General features: G+C 52.4%; 17 protein-coding genes. 15 read left to right on the top strand and 2 right to left on the bottom strand.

Features of this window, described 5'->3' with window-relative positions:
• Positions 1-330: 330 nt before the first annotated feature.
• The 13 genes from ACZ9XP_RS11820 (at position 331) to ACZ9XP_RS11760 (ending at position 14,274) form a co-directional block, all read left to right on the top strand.
• Positions 331-708 (top strand): MarR family EPS-associated transcriptional regulator, encoded by a 378-nt coding sequence (locus tag ACZ9XP_RS11820; RefSeq protein WP_147688350.1) that lies wholly within the window; start codon positions 331-333, stop codon positions 706-708.
• Complete coding sequence (locus ACZ9XP_RS11815) at positions 698-1,960, top strand: MATE family efflux transporter (RefSeq protein ID WP_147688349.1); 1,263 nt, start codon at positions 698-700, stop codon at positions 1,958-1,960. The genes ACZ9XP_RS11820 and ACZ9XP_RS11815 overlap by 11 nt, the downstream gene beginning before the upstream one ends.
• Positions 1,961-1,990: 30 nt before the next feature.
• On the top strand, positions 1,991-2,989 hold the full coding sequence (pseB, locus tag ACZ9XP_RS11810; protein ID WP_147688348.1) for a UDP-N-acetylglucosamine 4,6-dehydratase (inverting): 999 nt from the start codon (positions 1,991-1,993) through the stop codon (positions 2,987-2,989).
• A gap of 1 nt (position 2,990) precedes the next feature.
• Positions 2,991-4,151, top strand: coding sequence for a UDP-4-amino-4,6-dideoxy-N-acetyl-beta-L-altrosamine transaminase (pseC, locus tag ACZ9XP_RS11805; protein WP_147688347.1), 1,161 nt, complete (start codon positions 2,991-2,993; stop codon positions 4,149-4,151).
• Positions 4,148-5,014 (top strand): aldo/keto reductase, encoded by an 867-nt coding sequence (locus ACZ9XP_RS11800; RefSeq protein WP_147688346.1) that lies wholly within the window; start codon positions 4,148-4,150, stop codon positions 5,012-5,014. Before pseC ends, ACZ9XP_RS11800 begins: the two co-directional genes overlap by 4 nt.
• A complete protein-coding gene (locus ACZ9XP_RS11795; RefSeq protein WP_147688345.1) occupies positions 5,011-7,038 on the top strand; it encodes an aminotransferase class III-fold pyridoxal phosphate-dependent enzyme in 2,028 nt (675 codons plus the stop codon). Before ACZ9XP_RS11800 ends, ACZ9XP_RS11795 begins: the two co-directional genes overlap by 4 nt.
• A gap of 20 nt (positions 7,039-7,058) precedes the next feature.
• A complete protein-coding gene (gene pseG / locus ACZ9XP_RS11790) occupies positions 7,059-8,150 on the top strand; it encodes a UDP-2,4-diacetamido-2,4,6-trideoxy-beta-L-altropyranose hydrolase (protein WP_147688344.1) in 1,092 nt (363 codons plus the stop codon).
• Positions 8,143-8,682, top strand: coding sequence for a UDP-4-amino-4,6-dideoxy-N-acetyl-beta-L-altrosamine N-acetyltransferase (gene pseH, locus ACZ9XP_RS11785; RefSeq protein ID WP_147688343.1), 540 nt, complete (start codon positions 8,143-8,145; stop codon positions 8,680-8,682). Before pseG ends, pseH begins: the two co-directional genes overlap by 8 nt.
• Entirely contained in the window at positions 8,639-9,739 is a 1,101-nt protein-coding gene (pseI, locus tag ACZ9XP_RS11780) for a pseudaminic acid synthase (protein ID WP_240803493.1), read from the top strand. The genes pseH and pseI overlap by 44 nt, the downstream gene beginning before the upstream one ends.
• A 58-nt stretch (positions 9,740-9,797) precedes the next feature.
• Complete coding sequence (locus tag ACZ9XP_RS11775; protein WP_147688341.1) at positions 9,798-10,985, top strand: glycosyltransferase family protein; 1,188 nt, start codon at positions 9,798-9,800, stop codon at positions 10,983-10,985.
• Between the two features lie 38 nt (positions 10,986-11,023).
• On the top strand, positions 11,024-12,178 hold the full coding sequence (locus tag ACZ9XP_RS11770) for a hypothetical protein (protein WP_147688340.1): 1,155 nt from the start codon (positions 11,024-11,026) through the stop codon (positions 12,176-12,178).
• Between the two features lie 29 nt (positions 12,179-12,207).
• Positions 12,208-13,047, top strand: a complete 840-nt coding sequence (locus tag ACZ9XP_RS11765; protein WP_147688339.1) for a glycosyltransferase — start codon at positions 12,208-12,210, stop codon at positions 13,045-13,047.
• Between the two features lie 231 nt (positions 13,048-13,278).
• Positions 13,279-14,274, top strand: a complete 996-nt coding sequence (locus ACZ9XP_RS11760) for an NAD-dependent epimerase/dehydratase family protein (RefSeq protein WP_465188499.1) — start codon at positions 13,279-13,281, stop codon at positions 14,272-14,274.
• A 132-nt stretch (positions 14,275-14,406) separates the two neighbouring features.
• On the opposite strand, the gene ACZ9XP_RS11755 is transcribed toward ACZ9XP_RS11760, so the two are convergent.
• Both ACZ9XP_RS11755 and ACZ9XP_RS11750 read right to left on the bottom strand, forming a co-directional pair.
• On the bottom strand, positions 14,407-15,009 hold the full coding sequence (locus tag ACZ9XP_RS11755) for a MarC family protein (protein ID WP_017510384.1): 603 nt from the start codon (positions 15,007-15,009) through the stop codon (positions 14,407-14,409).
• A 222-nt stretch (positions 15,010-15,231) separates the two neighbouring features.
• Positions 15,232-18,309, bottom strand: a complete 3,078-nt coding sequence (locus ACZ9XP_RS11750; RefSeq protein WP_465188498.1) for a THUMP domain-containing class I SAM-dependent RNA methyltransferase — start codon at positions 18,307-18,309, stop codon at positions 15,232-15,234.
• A gap of 114 nt (positions 18,310-18,423) precedes the next feature.
• On the opposite strand from ACZ9XP_RS11750, the gene mutY reads away from it, so the two are divergent.
• Together mutY and ACZ9XP_RS11740 are read left to right on the top strand one after the other, a co-directional pair.
• On the top strand, positions 18,424-19,482 hold the full coding sequence (mutY, locus tag ACZ9XP_RS11745; RefSeq protein WP_465188497.1) for an A/G-specific adenine glycosylase: 1,059 nt from the start codon (positions 18,424-18,426) through the stop codon (positions 19,480-19,482).
• Positions 19,483-19,518: 36 nt separating this feature from the next.
• Complete coding sequence (locus tag ACZ9XP_RS11740) at positions 19,519-21,729, top strand: RelA/SpoT family protein (protein ID WP_147686052.1); 2,211 nt, start codon at positions 19,519-19,521, stop codon at positions 21,727-21,729.
• Positions 21,730-21,740 lie beyond the last annotated feature (11 nt).

Genomic DNA, 21,740 nt, shown 5'->3' with positions numbered 1-21,740 from the left:
CAAGGTCATCCTTATGAGATAAGTCTATCTGGAGATTTGGGTAGTCTGGTCTGCGACTGATTTTTACAGTAAGCCTGGTTAACACCGCTAGCACGGAAGATGTGGTCCAGCAACAGCAAGTTGCAGAGACCTGAACCTTTTTACTTCTGAAAACTATTTTTTATGACGGAGTGGACCGAACAGCGGAGCACTGGGTAGAATGTTCAAGTTCTTACAGAACGTTACTAAATTACTCACCACGACAGTGCTTGCTGGACGTGATATGGCATGGTGGTAGGGTGTCTAGAACACATTCAAGCCCACACAGTACATGGAAAGCTAGTCAAGTTTATGACAAGTCGCCAAGCCAAACCCCAAGAAGATACTTACTTCAGGGTGATGCGCATCCTGCAACAAAGCCCAGGCCTTGCCCAGCGCGAACTGGCCGAAAAGCTGGGTATCAGTGTCGGTGGGCTGAGTTACTGCCTGAAAGCGTTAATGGCGAAGGGAATGGTGAAGATGAAAAACTGCGCCACTTCTAAGAACAAATTTGGCTACTTCTATGTACTCTCCCCAACTGGCATGGCAGGAAAAGCAGCCATTACGTATAGGTTTTTACAACGAAAGATGGATGAGTATGAAGCACTAAAGGCTGAGATAGAAACGCTTAGGCCTGATGCGGATCTGATGCAGGCATCCGTTGACATGGAGCGATCAGTTGGCCACTAACGCTCACCGCCTGTTAAATTCGGTTCTTCAGGCGATAAATCTGATTGCAAGGTTTGCATTAATTTTTTTCTTGGCAAAATATATAGATCCAGTTCAAGTTGGCTATTTTGGTATTTTTGCAGCTACTGTGAGTTATGCGCTTTATTTTGTTGGATTGGATTACTACATATATGTGTCACGAGAAATTATCAAAAAAAATCCAGAAGAACGAGGTCGGCTGTTAAAAGGTCAAGCATTGCTATCTGTTGCTTTGTATGCGGCCTTTATTCCGCTTGCGGTAATATATTTGCCTATGTTGGGTTGGCCTGCGGGTTTAATTTGGTGGTTCTTTCCAATCCTGGTGCTGGAGCACTTTAACCAAGAAATGACCCGTCTGCTAATCGCACTCGCCAAGCCGATTAGTTCTACGGTTATACTGTTCATTCGTCAAGGTGCGTGGTCGGTAGTTATGGTAGCTGCAATGGTTTTAAATTCTGGAGCGAGGAATTTGGATCTGCTTATGAGCCTCTGGGCTGTTTCAGGTCTGATTGCGGCCAGTTTTGCAATTTTAAAACTTAGAGCGCTAGCAATTGCGGGTTGGAGCTTGCCAGTAGATTGGGGTTGTGTAAAAAAAGGTGTTCTACTTAGTTTGACTTTTCTAATTGGAACGCTTGCATTGCGAGGCATACAAACTTTTGATCGCTACTGGGTTGAAAGGTTGGCTGGCATTGAGGCAGTAGGTGCTTATGTTTTGTTGTATGGAATAGCTAGTACTCTACTTGTATTTCTTGAGTCGGCGTTATTTTCGTTTTCTTACACAAGGTTAATTCAGCTCAGTCAGGGTGGGGAATATTCTGAAGTTCGAGCTGCAGTGAAACGACTTTTTCTTCAGGCTTTATGTCTGGCGGTTTTGTTTGGGATTGCGAGCTGGTTTATACTGCCATACTTGTTGCGCTGGATTGGGAATCCAGTATACATTGAAGCTATAGATTTATATCCGTTGTTGCTGCTCGCAATAATATTGAATGCGTTAAGTATGGTGCCTCATTACGCATTATATGCTCTTGGTGTTGATAGACCGATTGTGTGTAGTCACTTTGCTGCACTCATATTTTTTGTAGCCGCGACTTGGATGGCTGGTAATATTACGCTAAAGTATGCTGTGCCAATTGGGCTTTGTTTTGCATTTGGACTTGTATTTGTCTGGAAAACAGCCGCTTATTTTATTTCGATTTCGACAAAGCCGGCCTTAAATCATCACCAAAAAAATTAGGACACTTAGTCTTGTATCTGGAGATCAATCATGCTTAAAGACTCAACAATTCTTATTACCGGCGGGACGGGATCTTTTGGCAACACTTTTGTGCCAATGACTTTGGCTAAGTATAATCCGAAAAAAATAATAATACTCTCTCGTGATGAGATGAAGCAATGGGATATGGCCAAAAAATTTGTGGGTGATGATCGTGTGCGTTTTTTCATCGGTGATGTCCGTGATAAGGATCGGCTGTACCGAGCGCTGGATGGCGTAGACTACGTTGTACATGCAGCAGCAACTAAGATTGTTCCCACAGCAGAATATAATCCATTTGAATGCATCAAAACCAATGTTAATGGTGCAATGAATCTGATTGATGCCTGCATTGATAAGCGAGTTAAAGGTGTAGTCGCCCTATCCACCGATAAAGCAAGTAGTCCTACTAACCTGTACGGTGCAACTAAGCTGACATCGGATAAGTTATTTGTTTCTGGTAATTCGTATTCCGGTGAGCATGGAACTAGGTTTTCTGTTGTGAGATACGGGAATGTCATGGGCTCGCGTGGTTCTGTTATTCCGTTCTTTATGTCGATTCGCGATAAAGGATCTTTGCCAATCACAGACGAGCGTATGACTCGTTTTATGATTTCTTTGGAGCAAGGTGTAGAACTGGTTTGGCACGCCTTCGAAGATATGGTTGGGGGTGAGATTTACGTAAAAAAAATACCCTCAATGAAGGTGACTGAATTAGCTAAGGTGATTGCGCCTGATGCCAAACATGAAATTGTTGGTATTCGCCCTGGCGAAAAATTGCACGAGCAGATGATAGGTACAGAAGACGCACTTTATACGTACGAATACCCTGAACACTACAAGATACTTCCTGCTATACATAGCTGGGATTGTGATGCCAATAGAATTAAAAATGGTAAGCGTGTGGAAGAGGGTTTTAGCTACACAAGCGACAACAACGCTGAGTGGATGACGAGCGCAGACCTGCAAGCATGGATTGACGCTAACCGCGAAAAAATTGGGAGCATCTGACATGATTCCCTACGGTCGCCAAGACATCAGCCAAATAGATATTGATGCGGTCGTGGCCGTGCTGCAGTCGGATTTTTTGACGCAAGGCCCGCAAGTCCCTCTGTTTGAGCGGACAGTGGCCCAACACGTTGGCGCCAAACACGCTTTGGCAGTCAACAGTGCCACTTCGGCCCTTCACATTGCTTGCTTGGCGCTTGGCCTTGAATCGGGTGATTGGCTCTGGACCACCCCTGTGACCTTTGTAGCCTCGGCTAACTGTGGTTTGTACTGCGGCGCACAAGTGGACTTTGTGGACATAGACCCGCGCACCTACAACCTGTGCCCGCTAGCGTTGGAAGCCAAACTGGTTGCTGCAGAAAAGACTGGCAAGTTACCCAAGGTGCTGGTAGCCGTACACTTGTGCGGCCAGCCGTGTGACATGGCCGCAATCTATGCGCTGGCTCAAAAATACGGTTTCAAGATCATTGAAGACGCCTCGCACGCCATTGGCGGCAAATACAAAGACGAATTCATTGGCAATGGCCGCTACAGCGACATTACGGTATTCAGTTTTCACCCAGTCAAAATAATTACCACCGCCGAAGGTGGCATGACCCTGACGAACTGTGACGAATTGGCCCACAAAATGGCCCTGCTGCGCAGCCATGGCATTACTCGTGATACCGCTCACATGACCCACGCGCCAGACGGTCCTTGGTATTACCAACAAATTGACCTAGGCTACAACTATCGCATGACGGAATTGCAGGCGGCGCTTGGCGTGAGTCAAATGCAGCGACTGGACGCTTTTGTGGCTAGCCGTCACCAGCTGGCCCGGCGTTACGACAAGTTGCTGGCTGCTTTACCAATTGCCACGCCTTGGCAACAGCCCGACAGCTACTCTGGCATGCATCTCTACGTGGTACGTCTGCAGCTGGATAAGATCCATAAAACCCACCGCGAGGTGTTTGATGGTCTGCGCGAACTGGGCATTGGCGTCAACTTGCACTACATACCTGTACACACTCAGCCGTACTACCAGCGGATAGGTTTTAAAGTAGGCGACTATCCGCAAGCAGAGCAGTATTATGCCGAAGCCATTAGTCTGCCCATGTTCCCAACCTTGAGTGAGCAGCAACAAGACCAAGTGGTTGCCGCGTTGCACAGGGTGCTTCTGACATGAAATTGGTACTCGGCACAGTTCAGTTTGGTCTGAATTACGGTGTGGCCAATGCCGCTGGTCGCGTCAGCACTGATATGGCAGATGCAATCTTGCGCAGAGCGCAGCTAGCAGGTATGGATACGCTGGATACCGCTATTGCTTATGGTGATAGTGAATCGGTACTAGGCGGTTTGGGTGTTAAAGGCTGGAAGGTGGTATCCAAGCTACCTGCGGTGCCTGAGGGTTGCCTGGATATCGCCCAATGGGTTAAAACGAAAGCGCAAGAGTCTTTGCAGCGCTTGGGCTTGCAAAGCATGTATGGTTTGCTACTACATCGTCCAACGCAGTTGCTTGAAGGTTTTGGGCCTGATCTCTACGCTGCACTGCAGGTACTCAAAGCTGAGGGCTTAGTGTCCAAAGTGGGTATCTCCGTGTATGGACCAGCAGAGTTGGATCATCTGTGGCCAAAGTACCCGGTAGATATAGTTCAGGCACCGTTGAGTATTCTCGATCGCAATCTGGTGGATTCTGGTTGGGCATCGCGGCTCAAAGATGCTGATGTGGAGATTCATACCCGATCAGCATTTTTGCAGGGGTTATTGCTCATGCCCTCAGACAAGCGCCCGGTTAAATTCAATCGCTGGGTTAATATTTGGCAAGAGTGGGATCGCTGGTTGTTGGCTACAGGGCTGACGCCAGTACAGGCTTGCTTGCGATATGCAAATTCACTTGATGAGATAGACCGTGTGGTGGTCGGGGTAGACTCGGTGATGCAGCTCAACGAGATATTGGCAGCTACCAACGGGGTTCTGGACACTTTGCCAGCATTTAAACCCTTGCAAGACGAGCGCTTGATCAACCCCGCCAGTTGGAACCAGCTATGAAAGTCGTTGCCATCGTTCAGGCCCGTATGGGCTCCACTCGTTTGCCCAATAAGGTAATGAAGGCGATTGCGGGCGTGCCCATGATCGAGCTGTTATTGGCTCGCTTGTCCAAGACCAAACAAATCAATCAAATTGTATTGGCCACATCCACTGACGAGCGCAACACCCCCTTGGTTGAACATGTACAAAAGCTGGGCTATACCTGCGTGCGCGGCAGCGAAAGCGATGTACTCGACCGCTATCTCGTGGCCGCCCGGCAAGCCCAGGCCGATGTGGTGGTGCGCATCACCGGCGACTGCCCGCTAATTGACCCAGCACTGGTGGATCAGGTCGTTGCACAGTTTAAAGCTGAAGGCCTGGATTACCTGAGCAACACAGTGCCTGCAAGTTACCCGGATGGCCTGGACACAGAAGTATTCACCTTACAAGCTCTGGAGCGGGCCGGGCGCGAAAGCCAGGACCCGTTTGACCATGAGCACGTCACCCCGTATATGCGCAAACCCGGCCTTTACAAAACTGGCGTCATGCAACACAGCGAAGATCTGTCTGGCCTACGATGGACAGTTGATGAATCCGCAGACTTTGAAGTGGTCAGACGAGTTTTTGCGCACTTTGCGCCCAATATTTATTTCTCTTGGAAAGAAGTGCTTGGACTGCAGCGCAGCCAACCCGCACTTTTTGCCGCTAACCACAACATAATTCGAAACGAAGGGGCTGCTGTGGGCACTGGTCAAAAACTTTGGAAACGCGCTAAACAAGTCATTCCTGGCGGCAATATGCTGCTGTCTAAGCGGGCAGAAATGTTTTTGCCCGAGCAGTGGCCCGCCTACTTCAGTAAGGCCAAAGGCTGCCAAGTGTGGGACATGGACGGCAAGCAATACACCGACATGTCCATCATGGGCATTGGTACCAACATCCTCGGCTATGGCCACGAAGAAGTGGATGCTGCAGTACGTCAGACGGTGGACGCCGGTAATATGTCCACCTTCAATTGCCCCGAAGAGGTGTACTTGGCCGAGAAACTGGTGGAGCTGCACCCTTGGGCTGACATGGCACGCCTTGCCCGCTCGGGTGGTGAGGCCAACGCTTTAGCCATTCGTATTGCGCGGGCAGCCTCAGGCAAGGATAAAGTGGCCGTGTGTGGGTATCACGGTTGGCACGACTGGTATTTGTCGGCCAACTTGGGTGATGACGAGAACCTTGCCGGTCACTTGCTGCCTGGCTTGGACCCAAAAGGCGTGCCGAAAAATCTGCGCGGCACCGTTTTCCCGTTCAACTACAACAACTACGCTGAACTCGAAAATCTGGTTAACACCCAAGACATTGGCGTCATTAAAATGGAAGTGGTGCGCAACAGGGGGCCGGAAGACAACTTCCTGCACAAAGTGCGCAAGCTGGCAACTGACCGTGGCATTGTGCTAATTTTTGACGAGTGCACATCGGGTTTTCGCCAAACTTTTGGCGGCCTGCACAAAATGTATGGCGTGGAGCCCGACATGGCCATGTTTGGCAAAGCCCTTGGCAACGGCTATGCCATTACCGCTACCATTGGCCGCCGCGAAATTATGGAGGCGGCGCAGTCCACCTTCATCAGCAGCACTTTCTGGACCGAGCGCATTGGCCCCGCGGCAGCACTCAAAACGCTTGAGGTGATGGAGCGCACCACGTCTTGGGAAACCATTACCCAAACCGGCTTGAGCATTCGCCAGCGCTGGCAGCAATTGGCTGACAAACATAGTCTGCAAATTGACCACTGGGGACTGCCCGCGCTGACGGGCTATACCTTCAAAAGCGACAATGCTCTAGCCTACAAAACCTTGATCACGCAAGAAATGCTAGCCAAAGGCTATTTGGCGGGTAATAGCGTGTATGTTTGTACCGAGCACACGCCCGCTGTGTTGGACGGCTACTTTTCCGAGCTCGACCCGATCTTCGCCATCATTAAAGAGTGCGAAGAGGGGCGCGATGTTATGAGCTTGCTTAAAGGCCCGGTGTGTCATGGTGGCTTCAAGCGCCTGAACTGAACCACGTCATCTGCCAACAAATGCAAGTAGCCTTCCGCGTTGACTCTTCTTTACAAATCGGCACTGGCCACGTCATGCGTTGTCTCACTCTGGCAGATGCGCTGCGCGAACGTGGGGCAAAGTGTAGCTTTGTCTGCCGACCGCATACTGGCCATTTACTGGATATGATCAAGCAGCGGGGGCATATGACTATTGCCCTTGCACCGGCTGATCTGGCCTTCAGCGGCCCGGCTGAACCCGACCATGCACAGTGGTTGGGCTGCAGCTGGGAAAACGATGCTAAGCAAACCAAGGAAGCTTTGGCCACTCTGAAGCTCGACTGGCTGGTGGTGGACCACTACGCACTAGACCGCCGTTGGGAGCAAGAGCTACGTTACTCCGCAAAGCACCTCATGGTCATTGACGACTTAGCCGACCGCCAGCATGACTGCGACGTCTTGCTGGATCAAAACCTTGGGCGTCAAGATAAGGACTATGACGGCTTGCTGAGCCCAAAAACCAAAACCTTCATAGGTCCTGAAAACGCCTTGCTGCGCCCCGAGTTTGCCCAGTGGCGTGAATACAGCCTACAACGCCGCGTACAACCTAAGCTGCAACACTTGCTCATCACCATGGGCGGGGTGGACAAAGACAACGCCACTGGTAAGGTGCTGCAAGTCTTGCGCGACTGCGATCTACCGGCAGACCTTGGAATTACTATCGTTATGGGGCCAACCGCGCCTTGGCTGACGGAGGTGCAAGAGCAAGCGGCAGCCATGCCTCTTCCAACTCAGGTCTTGACGGGTGTGAACAACATGGCCGAATTGATGGCTAAGAGCGATCTTGCCATTGGTGCGGCGGGTAGCACTTCTTGGGAGCGGTGTGCGTTGAGTTTACCCACCATCCTTTTGATTTTGGCGACGAATCAGCAAAGCAGTGCGCTGGCTTTGCAGTCTTTTGGTGCTGCGCACATAGCGGCTGATGTACAGCAACTGATCGTCATCATGCGTGCCTTGCTCAATCCGCAAAGTGAGTCTGTAGCACTGAAAAAAATGAGTCAAGCTGCGGGACAATTAACCCGAGGCGATGGCACATCAAAAGTTGTTAAATTCCTTTGGTCAGCTAATGTCTAACACCCACACCATTCGCGAGTTAACCGAGGCCGATTTGCCTATGGTTCTGACTTGGCGCAATCATTTATCTGTGCGCACCTTCATGTTGACTCAACATGAAATCAGTTTGCAAGAGCATCGCAGCTGGTTTGAAAGCGTGAAAAATGACAAGAATCGCAAGCAGATGTTAGTTTTTGATGGTTCAGAGCCGATTGGCTTCGTTCAATTCAATCCGGTTAGTGCAGGCGGTATTGCCAATTGGGGGTTTTACGCTCGGCCAGATGCGCCAAAAGGCAGTGGAACAAAACTAGGCAATGCCGCTCTGACGTACGCATTTCAAGACTTGGGCCTGCATAAAGTATGTGGACAAGCCATTGAAAGCAACGCGGCATCTATTGCGTTCCATCAAAGGTTGGGCTTTATCGAAGAAGGTCGATTGCGCGATCAACAACAAATTAACGGCCGATACCAGACCTTGGTTTGCTTCGGTCTGCTCGCAAATGATTGGTATGAATCCCAGCCAACAGAGAAAGAAAAAAATGCCACAAATTGAAATAGCAGGACGCCCTATCGGCCCAAACCATTTCCCCTATGTGATTGCCGAGCTCTCGGCTAATCACAACGGTAAGCTAGAAACCGCTCTTCGTATCATCGAAGAAGCAAAAAAGGCTGGGGCAGATGCCGTTAAACTGCAAACCTATAAGCCTGACACCATTACCCTTAACTGTGACACCGAGGAGTTCAAAATTCGAGGTGGGCTTTGGGATGGTCGCACGCTACATGAGTTGTACACAGAAGCCCACATGCCCTGGGACTGGCACAAACCGCTGTTTGATCATGCCCGCAAACTGGGCATTACCATATTCAGCTCGCCTTTTGACAACACGGCTGTCGACTTGCTGGAAGACCTGAACGCGCCGGCTTACAAGATTGCCTCGTTCGAGGCCGTGGATCTGCCCCTGATCAAATACGCGGCCAGTACAGGAAAGCCCATGATCATTTCCACAGGCATGGCCGATGCTGATGAGATACAAGAAGCTATCGATGCCGCGCAAGCGGGTGGCTGCAAGCAGCTGGCCATCCTTCACTGCGTCAGTGGATACCCCGCCCCTGCCGAGGACTATAACTTGCGTACGATCCCCGATATGATCAAACGATTTGGTTTGGTCACGGGCTTGTCCGACCATACGCTTGATAACACCACAGCTATTGCTAGCGTTGTTCTGGGGGCCTCGATTATTGAGAAGCACTTTACCCTTGACCGAAACGGAGGCGGACCTGATGACAGCTTCTCACTTGAGCCGACGGAACTGGGCGATCTTTGCCGCGATAGCAAGACAGTTTGGTCAGCATTAGGACAAGTGGACTATGGTCGAAAATCGAGTGAGCAGGGAAATGTCAAGTTCCGCAGATCTCTTTATTTTACAAGAGACATGAGCGCAGGTGAATTGATCACCGAAAATTGTGTGCGTAGCGTAAGGCCAGGGTTTGGACTTCCTCCAAAGTATAAAGATCAGATTATTGGTAAGGCTTTGCATAAAGATGTGCGGATGCATACCCCAGTCACGTTAGATTCGATTTGTGGAGGTGATTTTGGTACGATTTTATAATGTATGTAAAATAGAAGTTTCTGTGCGTCATGTGGGTATTAAAATTAAAATTTGATAAATGCAACATTTCAATCTTATGAGTAGCCGAATTACACTTTACAGTTATGCTGACTCCTGGTCAAATACCGATCACTCTAAAACATTAGGAAAGACAATAAAAAGAACGTATTTAATAAAGTTGGTATTGCTAACTTTTGCGCTGCCTTTTGATTTGCTTTTTTTGCTTTATGTTAATTTAATAAAAAAGAAGTTCGGCGTCTTTTTTGCGACAGAGAAATGGCCGAATCTCACAAGTGCGGTTTCAAAAGAAGTGGAAACGGCAAGCATTTCTTCACCTGCTTTCTTATTTAGAAGATCTGAACGAGGAGCGATTTATTTTCCTGCAAGTGTCTTTTATGTTCCTGCCGCAATTGGCTTGTTCTTACCGAAATCTCTTCATTTGCCTTGGACAAAATTTATAGTTTTTTTTGAAAAAAAAATACTAAAAAACTTTGCTAAAGATAGCGCTACGATAGTCGTTCATTCTGATGCGCTCCCTTTTGGGCGGGGTTTGATAATGGCTGCAAACGAGGTCGGAATTAAATCCGTTTGCATTCAACACGGTAGTTTTAGGGATGAAAATATCATTGCTGAGCGAGATGGTTTTCTCTGTGCACATAATATTGTTAGGAGCGCCGAAGACGCAAGTATTATTTGCAAAGCGAATGATGCAACTAAAATCCATCTGCAGATCGATTTTTTTAAATTAAAGATTGGTGGAGGGAATGGCAAGTCTATTGGCCCGACAGTTCTTCTCTTGGGGGAGGGTTATCATATCGTCGATAAGTATTTTAATGAACAATACTTAACTTATCTCGAGTTAATGCAGGATCAACTTTTAAAGCATAAGTTTAATGTTGTATTTCGACCGCACCCTTCAGAAAGAAATTTGAGGTGGAATGATAGATTCTCAATTATTAGCAGGGAGCCCCTACAATCCTGCTTGTCTAAAGTTGATGCCGTAATTGGTTACTCTTCTACATTGCTGCAAGAATCTGCAGAAGTAGGTATTCCTGCTTTTTATGTAGATCCCTTGGGTGATGGTCATCACATAATGGGCAGAAATGGGGTGATCATTCATAGGTATGCTGATGTGGCGCAAATTGACCAAGAAATTACAAAAAAAATAAGAGCCAGTGGGAATTTTGAATTCATCGATAATCGGCCCGAATCATATGAGGAAGTAGTGAATATCTTGGTTGAATGACTCGATTAAGGCGATCTAATATTTTTTGGATAACATTAGTGCAAATAAAGAAAACTTTAGAAAATACACACTTGGCCGTCCTTTGGCTTTTAATATTTTCTCCGAAGATTGTTATAAGCTCAATCCCTGGCCTATCATCGGCTATGCGTATTGATGTTATTCTTGCGCTGATATATTCGGTAATTTTTTTGCTCAAGATTGTTTTGAAAAAAGATTGCCAAAAAAATAAATCATTATATTTATTGTTTTTGTTTTTTGGGGCTTGTGCTTACGTCTTTAATTCGAAAGATTATATTGTTGCGGTCGGTCAATTTCTTTTATATATTTCCTTGGTTGGTGCATTTGCACATGGTGCATCATTTGTAGGTAAGGAAAGTTGGGATGTAAAAAGAATAATTTTTTCTCTTCTTAAGTTAAACATCATTATCCATATTTTATTTTATTTTCTTGATATTGGGACGTATTCTGGTACATATGTAAATGATGCCGGTCTTGAAGAAAATTATTATATCTTTGGGTTGTATGGAATATCTAGCATGCCATTTCAGTTTGCAGTGTATGTAGCTGCATTTGTTTTTATTCTTATGCATGGCGGGTTGGGGAATAGAAAATCCTTTGTTCTTTGGTCTTTGATTGCATGTGTTGCCATGTTAACTGGTGATTCACGAATCTCCTTGGTGGCACTAATTTTGGCTGTATTTGGATTTTGGACAATATTGATAAGTCCGTTGCTATTTTTTATTTCTGATTTTTTTCAGACGAAGTCAATTTCTGTTTTCTCAAACTATGGAGATATATCTGCTGATCCGTCATTGGGAATGCGCCTTCTTAATGTAGAAAACTACCTTGATTGGCTCTCATTAAAAAAATTTGTGCTAGGCGGGGGAGCTCAATCCTTTTTGGAATTTTCTGAACAATACGGGTTCCCCGGGCCGCTGGATATGGGATACGTAAGGATGGTTTCTGAATTTGGTGTTATTGGCTTCGTGTTTGCAATGATTACATCGATGTGGTTTGTTAAGAAGAGATTTTTAATTAAGCATAAAGGGTTGATGTCGGCTTTGATTTTCTGCGCGGTTTACAGTGTTCTTAACGAAGGTTTGCTTGCAACTAGATCTGGGCATTTGATGATATTCGTTCTCGGCTTGTTGTATTTTAAACCTGTGAGCGCACGGATGACCTCATCAAAATGACCTGAATTAATCAAACTTTGGATACGGTAATGAGTACTCTAGGCATCTCAATTGTTACTTACAACACAGATGAAGCACTTTTACGTTCTTCTTTGGGTTGCATAATGCAGTCAAATATAGCAGCCCATGTTTTTATTGTTGATAACTCGCCCGAAGATAGCCTGAGAGAGGTTTGTTCAGAATTTTCGTGTGAATACTACCATAATCCATTAAATCCTGGGTACGGCGCTGCACATAATATTGCTATAAAACACTCAATTGAGAGTAATTTTGATTATCATTTAGTTTTAAATGCTGATGTAACATTTAAAGAAAATGTGCTTCGTGAAATTGTCGATTTTATGAATATTAACCCAAGGATTGGACATGTTATGCCAAAAGTTCTCAATCCTGACGGTTCAGTACAGAGGCTATGCAAACTCGTTCCTACACCTTTAGATTTATTGCTTCGTCGATTTATGCCGAAACCTTTATCGATTAGGGCACGTCGCAATTTTGAACTTTGGGATAGCGGGTATGACAATATTATGTTTGTGCCTTATCTTTCTGGGTGCTTTATGTTTTTGAGATGTAGCGCTTTAAAGGAGGTCGGTGCTTTCGATGATCGTTTTTTTATGTATCCGGAAGATATAGATCTTACTCGACGTATGTCTCTTAAATACGATACAATTTTTTTTCCAAATGTGTCGGTTGTACATGAGCATGGCGCTGCTTCGTACAAATCGGTTCGAATGCTCTTAATTCATATGTTCAACATATTCAAATATTTCAACAAGTGGGGCTGGTTTTTTGATAGTGGGCGTCGTGAATTAAATGAAAAGACACTTCGATTGATTTCGGAGGGTAAGAATAGATGGTCGGTCCAGTAAAACGCCTAAAACACGTGCTAGATCGTACACTCACGCACAAACTCGCTGCCTAAAACTCACAGAAAAAAATAATTTTAGCTCCGGAACCCGAGCGGAAACCGCATGGTCACCAACGACTTTTCCGCGCCCCTCTGGACTAAATGATCGACCTGAGCCATTCACTCGCCGTCTTGGCGAGAGGGACCGTGTTTGCAGAGGCTGATCCTTTCGATTAATGAAGAGAAATATTAAATGCAGAAAATCAACGTAATTGGCGGCAGTGGGTTCATCGGGACGAGATTAGTTCGACGTCTAAGAAACAATGAGCAACTCTCAGTTCAAATAACCGATAAAGCGCCGAGTAAAACGTATCCCGATTCGGTTACACTGGGCGATGTAAGATCGGTTGAACAGCTAAGGGCATCTATTTCCAATGAATCTGTAATCGTCAACCTTGCTGCTGAACATCGAGATGATGTTCGGCCATTGAGTCTTTACGATGAGGTCAACGTTGGGGGGGCAAAAAACATCTGCACCGTGGCACGCGAAAGAAGCGTGAAGAAGATTATCTTTACCAGTACTGTTGCTGTATATGGTTTCGCACCAATCGGTACAGATGAGTCTGGAAGAGTTGCCCCTTTTAATGACTATGGCCGCACCAAGTATGAAGCTGAGCAAGTGTTCAAAGCTTGGCAAGCTGAAGCGCCAACTGAACGTACCCTAGTGATTATCCGACCAACCGTTGTGTTTGGTGAACAGAATAGAGGCAACGTTTACAACCTGCTACGACAGATTGCTTCCGGCAAGTTTGTAATGGTAGGCAGTGGTGAAAATCGGAAATCGATGGCCTATGTTGAGAACGTTGCTGCGTTCATCGAATACGCTATGAGCTTTAAACCAGGCGTGTATATCTACAACTTTATCGACAAACCTGATTTTTCTATGAACAGTCTGGTGGCTAACGTCAATCACATACTTGGCCGATCTGAGAAAATCAGCTTCAGACTTCCCTTTAGTCTTGGGTATGCGATCGGCAAAGGTTTCGATTTGGCTGCTGTGCTGACTGGCAAACGGTTTGCCATCAGCTCAATACGCGTTAAGAAGTTCTGTGCAAATTCGGTTTACGACACGGCAATCGAACAAACTGGCTTCGTTCCGCCGGTGCTAATTGAACAAGCCCTTGCACAAACAGTTCGATATGAATTCATTGAATCGCATGAGCACGAGGGAGTGTTCTACACCGAATGAGTTAGACACGAGGTTAATGTGATGGCTAGCCCATCTGCAGCCCTGCCGGCGTAAGCTGGTAGGGCTGTTTCTCTTTTCACAGAGGAGGTCATCATGACAGCGCCTATCAACTCGCCCCTAGTGGCGATTTTTTTATGCGAGCTTTTTGATATACGCCGCCACGCCACCTAGTAGCATTTCGATAGAGATGGCCGTCAGTACCAGACCCATCAGGCGCTCCAGGGCGGTGATGGCTTGTTCGCCTAGGGCGCGGTGGATTTTGCCGGAGAACAAAAAGACCAGCAGCGTCACCAGCATGGTGAGGGTGAGTGCGCCTATCCACTCCAGCATGCGTTCCGGTTCGCGGGTGGACATCAGCAGTACGGTGGCCATGGCGGAGGGGCCGGCGATCAGTGGGACGGCGATGGGCACGATGAAGGGTTCGCCGTGCATTTTGTCGCCGCCAAACATGCTGCCTTCGCCGGGGAAGATCATCTTGATGGCGATCAGGAACAGGATGACGCCACCCGCTACGCGCAGGCTTTCGTCGGTAAGGTGCATCAGCTCCAGGAAGCCTTTGCCAAAGAACATGAAGGTGAGCAGTACGGCGAAGGCGATGAAGCATTCGCGGAATACCACGCGGCGGCGGCGTTCCGGCTTCACCTGCTTGAGCGCAGAGATGAAGAGGGGGATGTTGCCTAGCGGATCGGTAATCAGGATCAGCAGGATGGTGGCAGACAGGAATGAGGTATCCATAGCTTTTACAGTATGCGGTATTCGATAAAAAACAAAGCCCGTGCTGCGCTGTCTGGCCATGGCCGTCGACTTGGGCGATGGCATGGGACAGACAAAGGTTGGCCGCAGGCAGTAAGAAAGGCCTTGCGCAGAGCGTAAGGCCTTTTGGGTGTGTGCGTGCCAGGTACTGGCAGGGCGTGATTATGTCACGCCCTGTTTTTTATTGGCAGCGGGCGTGTCCGTTTACTGACCGCTTGTGTCGTCTTTTTCCTTGCGATTAGAACCTTCTACCAGTGTGAAGGCGTAAACGCGGCATTCCAGTGCGCCGTTGTACAGCATGGGGCGGCTGTCGGCTGCCAGGCGCATCAGGCTGGGCAGGCGGGTATCGGCGGTCATCAGGTGGGCTGTCCAGCCAGCAAACTGGCGCTTGAGCCAGGTGGCCAGCAGCGGGTACAGCTCGGCCAGGCTGTCTTGCTCATCCAGACGGATACCGTATGGCGGGTTGCACACAATCAGGCCTTGCTTGGCTGGTGCGGCCAACTCGGTGGCGTCGCCCACGCTCAGGGTAACGAGCTCGGCCAGGCCGGTGCGTTCCAGGTTGCGGCGGGTGATGTCTACCATGTGGGCGGCGCGGTCGTTGCCGTACAGCGGCAGGGTAGCCAGCTTGCGGCTGGCCAGCTCGGCGTCGTTCTTGATGCTGTGCCACAGCAGGTCGTTGTGGTTTTTCAGCAGTTCGAAGGCAAAGCCACGGTCGCGGCCGGGGGCGCGGTTCAGCGCGATGTCGGCGGCTTCTACCAGGAAGGTACCGCTACCGCACATCGGGTCCAGCAGGGGCTGGGTGCCGTTGTAGCCGGCCAGCAGCAGGATGCCGGCGGCCAGGTTTTCGCGTAGCGGGGCTTCGCCGGTTTCGTCGCGCCAGCCGCGTTTGAACAGGGCTTCGCCGCTGGTATCCAGGTAGATCTGCACGTCAAAGCCGGACAGGAATACGCGGATACGCATGTCGGGAGTGCGGGTGTCTACACTGGGGCGCTCGCCGCCCAGGTCGCGGAAGCGGTCGCAGATGGCGTCTTTTACGATCAGCGACACGTAGTCGATGCTCTTCAGGCGGGCGTGACCGTCGGTTTTTACTTTGATGGTGCAGCTTACGTCGAACAGCTCTGGCCAGTTGATGTCTTTGGCCAGGGTGTAGATGTCGCGCTCTTCGCGGAAGGTGCCCATGGCCAGCTGCATCAGCAGGCGGCTGGCAGTGCGCGAGTGCAGGTTCACGCGCATCATCACTTCTTGCGTGCCGGTAAAGGCCACGCCGCCGTCGGTCAGCTGCAGCTCGGTGCCGCCTTGCAGGGCGATTTCTTCACCTAGCAGTTTTTCCAGGCCGCGCGGGCAGCTGGCAAACAGGGCGAATTCGCCGTCTTTCAGCGTACGCGGCTGGGCTTTGACAAAGGGCGTGCGGCCAACCTTGTCGCCACCGCCTTGTTTGCCAAAGCCTTGGCCTGGTTCGCGGGCTTCGCCTTTGCCGAACAGGGTGCGGGCAGGGGCGGCATCGCGCTGGAAGCCGCCTTCGCGACGCTCGCCACCGAAGCGTGGCTTGTCGAAGCTGCGTTCTTCGCGCTGGAAGCCACCGTCGCGAGGCTTGTCGCCGAAGCGTGGCTTGTCGAAGCTGCGCTCTTCGCGCTGGAAGCTGCCTTCTCGACGTTCGCCGCCGAAGCGTGGTTTGTCGAAGCTGCGTTCTTCGCGCTGGAAGCCACCTTCACGGCGCTCGCCGCCGAAGCGAGGTTTGTCAAAGCTGCGCTCTTCGCGCTGGTAGCCACCTTCGCGGCGTGGCTCGTCGCTACGCGGGGTTGCCGGGGTATCGATGTCGCTGACGCGCTTCAGGAAACTGGTGCGTACCGGGCCGCCTGCCGGTTTGTTTTCTAGCGGGGCAGGCTCGTTGTCGCGTGGTTCGGGTGCCACGTAGTCGGGGTGGGCTTTGCCACCACGGCCAGCTACGCGGTCACGGGTATAGGTTTTTTGCGGGCGCTCTGCGGGTGCGGCTTCCGGGGCCGGGGCGTAATCTTCAGGCTTTACCGAAAACAGTGTGCGCGGCTTGTCCAGCCCGTGTTCGCCACGTGGCTGGTGATCGTTGGGTTGTTCGCGGCGGAAGTCGCCTTCGCGTTTGAAGCCACTATCGCGGTTGCCTTCAAAGCGCGGTTTGTCGAAGCTGCGTTCACCGCGTGGCTGGAATTCGCCGTCGCGCTTGAAGCCGCCTTCGCGGTTGTCGCGATTGCCTTCGAAGCGGGGCTTGTCGCCGCCGAAGCGTGGTTTGTCGAAGCTGCGCTGTTCGCCGCGTGGCTGGAACTCGCCATCGCGCTTGAAGCCACCTTCGCGGTTGTCGCGGTTGCCTTCGAAGCGGGGCTTGTCGCCACCGAAACGTGGTTTGTCGAAGCTGCGCTGTTCGCCGCGTGGCTGGAACTCGCCGTCACGCTTGAAGCCGCCTTCGCGGTTGTCGCGATTGCCTTCGAAGCGGGGCTTGTCGCCGCCAAAGCGTGGTTTGTCGAAGCTGCGCTGTTCGCCACGTGGCTGGAACTCGCCGTCACGCTTGAAGCCGCCTTCGCGGTTGTCGCGATTGCCTTCAAAGCGGGGCTTGTCGCCACCGAAGCGGGGTTTGTCGAAGCTGCGCTGTTCGCCGCGTGGCTGGAACTCGCCGTCACGCTTGAAGCTGCCTTCGCGGTTGTCGCGATTGCCTTCAAAGCGGGGCTTGTCGCCACCGAAGCGGGGTTTGTCGAAGCTGCGCTGTTCGCCGCGAGGCTGGAATTCGCCGTCACGCTTGAAGCCGCCTTCGCGGTTGTCGCGATTGCCTTCGAAGCGGGGTTTGTCGCCGCCGAAACGGGGTTTGTCGAAGCTGCGCTGTTCGCCGCGTGGCTGGAACTCGCCGTCGCGCTTGAAGCCACCTTCGCGGTTGTCGCGATTGCCTTCGAAGCGGGGCTTGTCGCCACCGAAGCGGGGTTTGTCGAAGCTGCGTTGTTCGCCGCGTGGCTGGAACTCGCCGTCGCGTTTGAAGCCGCCGTCGCGGTTATCGCGATTGCCTTCGAAGCGGGGCTTGTCGCCGCCGAAACGTGGTTTATCGAAGCTGCGTTCGCCACGTGGCTGGGCATCACCGTCACGACGATGCTCGCCGCCGAAGCGTGGTTTATCGAAACCACGGCTGTCGTTGCCAAAGCGCGGGTTGTTGCCGGCCTGGCCTGCTGGCGGAGCGTTATTCCCGGCAGGTGGTGCGTTGCGCTCGGCAAAAGATGTGGGCTGACGGCGTTGCGCGGCGCGCTGGCGGGAACGGAAGGTGGACATCGTGCGGTAATCCTTTGAAATCAATCCACCATTCTAGCCTATTCGGGGCTTGCCTGCTTGGTACTCCCCGCGCTTTGGTTTAACATGGCCGGTTCGATTTTGAGTGGCTAAGCCGTGTCTACGCTAGAAACCCAGTTTGGCAGCCGCTTGGTGGCGTGGCAGCGCCTGTATGGCCGCCATGGCCTGCCGTGGCAGGTAAGCGATGCTTATCGCGTGTGGCTGTCCGAGATCATGCTGCAGCAAACCCAGGTTAGTACCGTGCTGGGCTACTACCCGCGCTTTCTGGCCCGCTTTCCCGATCTGCCCACCTTGGCCGCCGCGCCGGTGGACGACGTGCTGGCGCTGTGGAGCGGCCTGGGCTACTACACCCGGGCGCGCAACCTGCACAAGGCCGCGCAGATGGTGATGCGCGACTTTGGCGGCGAGTTTCCGCAGCAGCGCCAAGACATCGAACGCCTGCCAGGCGTGGGCCGCTCTACCGCGGCAGCCATTGCGGCGTTTGCTTTTGGCCAGCGCGAAACCATTCTGGATGGCAATGTCAAACGTGTGCTGACGCGCTGCTTTGGCGTAGAAGGCTACCCCGGCGACAAGGCGGTGGAGGCGCAGCTGTGGCAGCTGGCCGAGCGGCTTACCCCCGCCAGCCGCGCCGATATGGTGCCGTATACCCAAGGGCTGATGGATCTGGGCGCCACGGTATGTACGCGCAGCAAGCCCGCTTGTACCGCCTGCCCGATGCTGGATGGCTGCGTGGCGGCCAACAGTGGCCGCACCGCCGAGTTGCCGCAGCGCAAGCCGAAAAAAGCCGTGCCCGAGCGCGAGACGGTGATGCTGATTGCCCTGTATCAGGGCCGTGTGCTGCTGCAGCGCCGCCCGCCGGTAGGTATCTGGGGCGGGCTGTTGAGCCTGCCGGAATTCGATAGCACACTGGCGGTTGATAGCTGGCTGGCGGCCAACGCGGTTGGCGAGCTGTTGCCCGCCTGGCCCGAGCTGGTGCACGTGTTTACCCATTTCCGGCTCACCATTACGCCGCAGCCGGTACAGCTGCAGCAGAGGTTGGCCGATAGCTGTCACGAGGACAGCTGGCAGTGGCTGCCGCTGGCCGACGCGCTGGATGCCGGTGTGCCGGCACCGGTGCGCAAACTGTTGTTGCAAGCACTGGCGATTACCCCCTAAACCCAGCCGCGGCGTGGCCGCAAGGTGAGCTGAAAGATGGTTTCCGTAGTACGTTCCGTAGCCGATACCCTGGCCGACGCCGCCGACCCGGCCGTGTGGCTGGCCCAGCTGTCGGCAGCGCTAACCGATGCCGAGCGCGCCATGCTGCAGCGCGCGTTTGATGCCGCGCGTGCCATGTACGCCGGCAAAACGCTGCCGCATACCGGTGAAGATGTGTTCAGCCATGCGGTGGCCGCCGCCGCCATTGTGGCCGACCTGAACCTGCTGCCGGACGCCATTGCCGCCACCTTGCTGTTTGCCGCCCCCGATTACCGCGAAGACTGGCAGGAGTGGCTGCCCAATACCTTCAACCGCACCGTGCTGACGCTGGTAGACGGCGGCAACCGGGTGCGCCGCCTCACCGAGCTGGCACGGCTGGACCGCCTGGCCACGCCGGAAGACCGCGCCCGCCAGGCCGAAACCATGCGCAAGATGCTGCTGGCCATGGTGGCCGACATCCGCGTGGTGCTGATCAAGCTGGCGTGGCGCACGCAAACCATGCACTACCTGTCGCAGGTGGCCGAGCCTGGCCTGCGCCGCCAGATTGCCCAGGAAACGCTGGAGCTGTTTGCGCCGCTGGCCAACCGCCTGGGTGTATGGCAGATCAAGTGGGAGCTGGAAGACCTGGGCTTTCGCCATACCGAGCCGGACAACTACAAGAAAATTGCCAAGCTGCTGGACGAGCGCCGGCTGGAGCGCATCGGCTATATCGACCGCCTGCTGGACACCCTGCGCGGCGAGCTGAAAGGCGCCGGTATCAAGGGGGACGTGGCCGGCCGGCCCAAGCACATCTATTCCATCTGGAAGAAGATGAAGAAAAAGAAGCTCGATTTTTCCGAGCTGTACGATATTCGCGCCGTGCGCATCCTGGTAGAGCGCCTGCAAGACTGCTACACCGTGCTGGGGCTGATCCACAGCATGTGGCAGCCGATACCCGGCGAGTTTGACGACTACATCAGCAACCCCAAGGCCAACGACTACCGTAGCCTGCACACCGCCGTTATCGGCCCGGAAGGGCGCGGGGTAGAGGTGCAGATACGCACCTTCGAAATGCACGAGCACGCCGAATTCGGCGTGGCCGCCCACTGGCGCTACAAAGAAGGCGGCAAGGGCGACGCGCAGTACGAGGAGAAAATCTCCTGGCTGCGCCAGCTGCTGGACTGGCGCGAAGAAATGTCGGATTCCGACCGCAGCGACCTGGCCGACGCCTTCAAGACCGAGCTGTTTTCCGACACCATCTACGTGCTGACGCCGCAGGGCCGCGTGCTGGATTTGCCCTCCGGTGCCACTGCCATCGATTTTGCCTACAGCCTGCACACCGACCTGGGCCACCGCTGCCGCGGTGCCAAGGTAGAAGGCCACATCGTGCCGCTGTCCACCCCGCTGCAAAACGGCCAGCGGGTGGAGATTCTCACTGCGAAGGAAGGCGGCCCGTCGGTAAACTGGCTGCACGAAGGCTGGGTGAAGAGCCACCGTGCCATCAGCAAGATCCGCCAGTACGTCCGCCAGCAAAACGCCGACGTGGTACGTGAAACCGGCCGCCAGCTGTTCGAGCGCGAGCTGTCGCGCCACCAGCACGTGCAGCCCAGCCTGGCGCAGATTGCCGACAAGCTGGGTTACTCGCGCATGGATGAGCTGTACGCCGCGCTGGGCCACGGCGAGCTGGGTACGCGCGCCATCAGCAATGCCATCGAAAGCTTTGCGCCGCAGCAGCCGCTGGAGGTGGCACCGGAAGACTTGGTGCGCCGCAGCCGTGGCGGCCACGACTCCGGCGGCGTGCTGATCGAGGGCGTGGGCAACCTGATGACCATTCTGGCCAAGTGCTGCAAGCCGGCACCGCCGGACAGCGTGGCCGGCTTTGTTACCCGTGGCCGCGGTATCTCGATACACCGTAGCAACTGCATTACGCTCAAGCGCCTGTCTGCCGACGCGCCGGAGCGGCTGATTGCTGCCGACTGGGGTGACCAGAAAAACGGCGTGTTCCCGATCGATCTGGAAATCCACGCCAGCGACCGCCCCGGCCTGCTGCGCGATATTTCCGACGTGTTCTCGCGCGAAAAGCTGAACGTGATCGGCGTGAACACCCTGTCGCGGGCGCAGAAAGCCAAGCTGCGCTTTACCGTAGAAGTGCGCCAGGTGCGCGACATCAGCCGCGTGCTGGCGCACATCATGGAAGTGCGCGGCGTGCACGAGGCGCGGCGCGTGTAAATGGCTTGCGG

Source organism: Vogesella perlucida (assembly GCF_979366545.1).
This window is presented reverse-complemented; position numbering and strand designations above follow the sequence as displayed.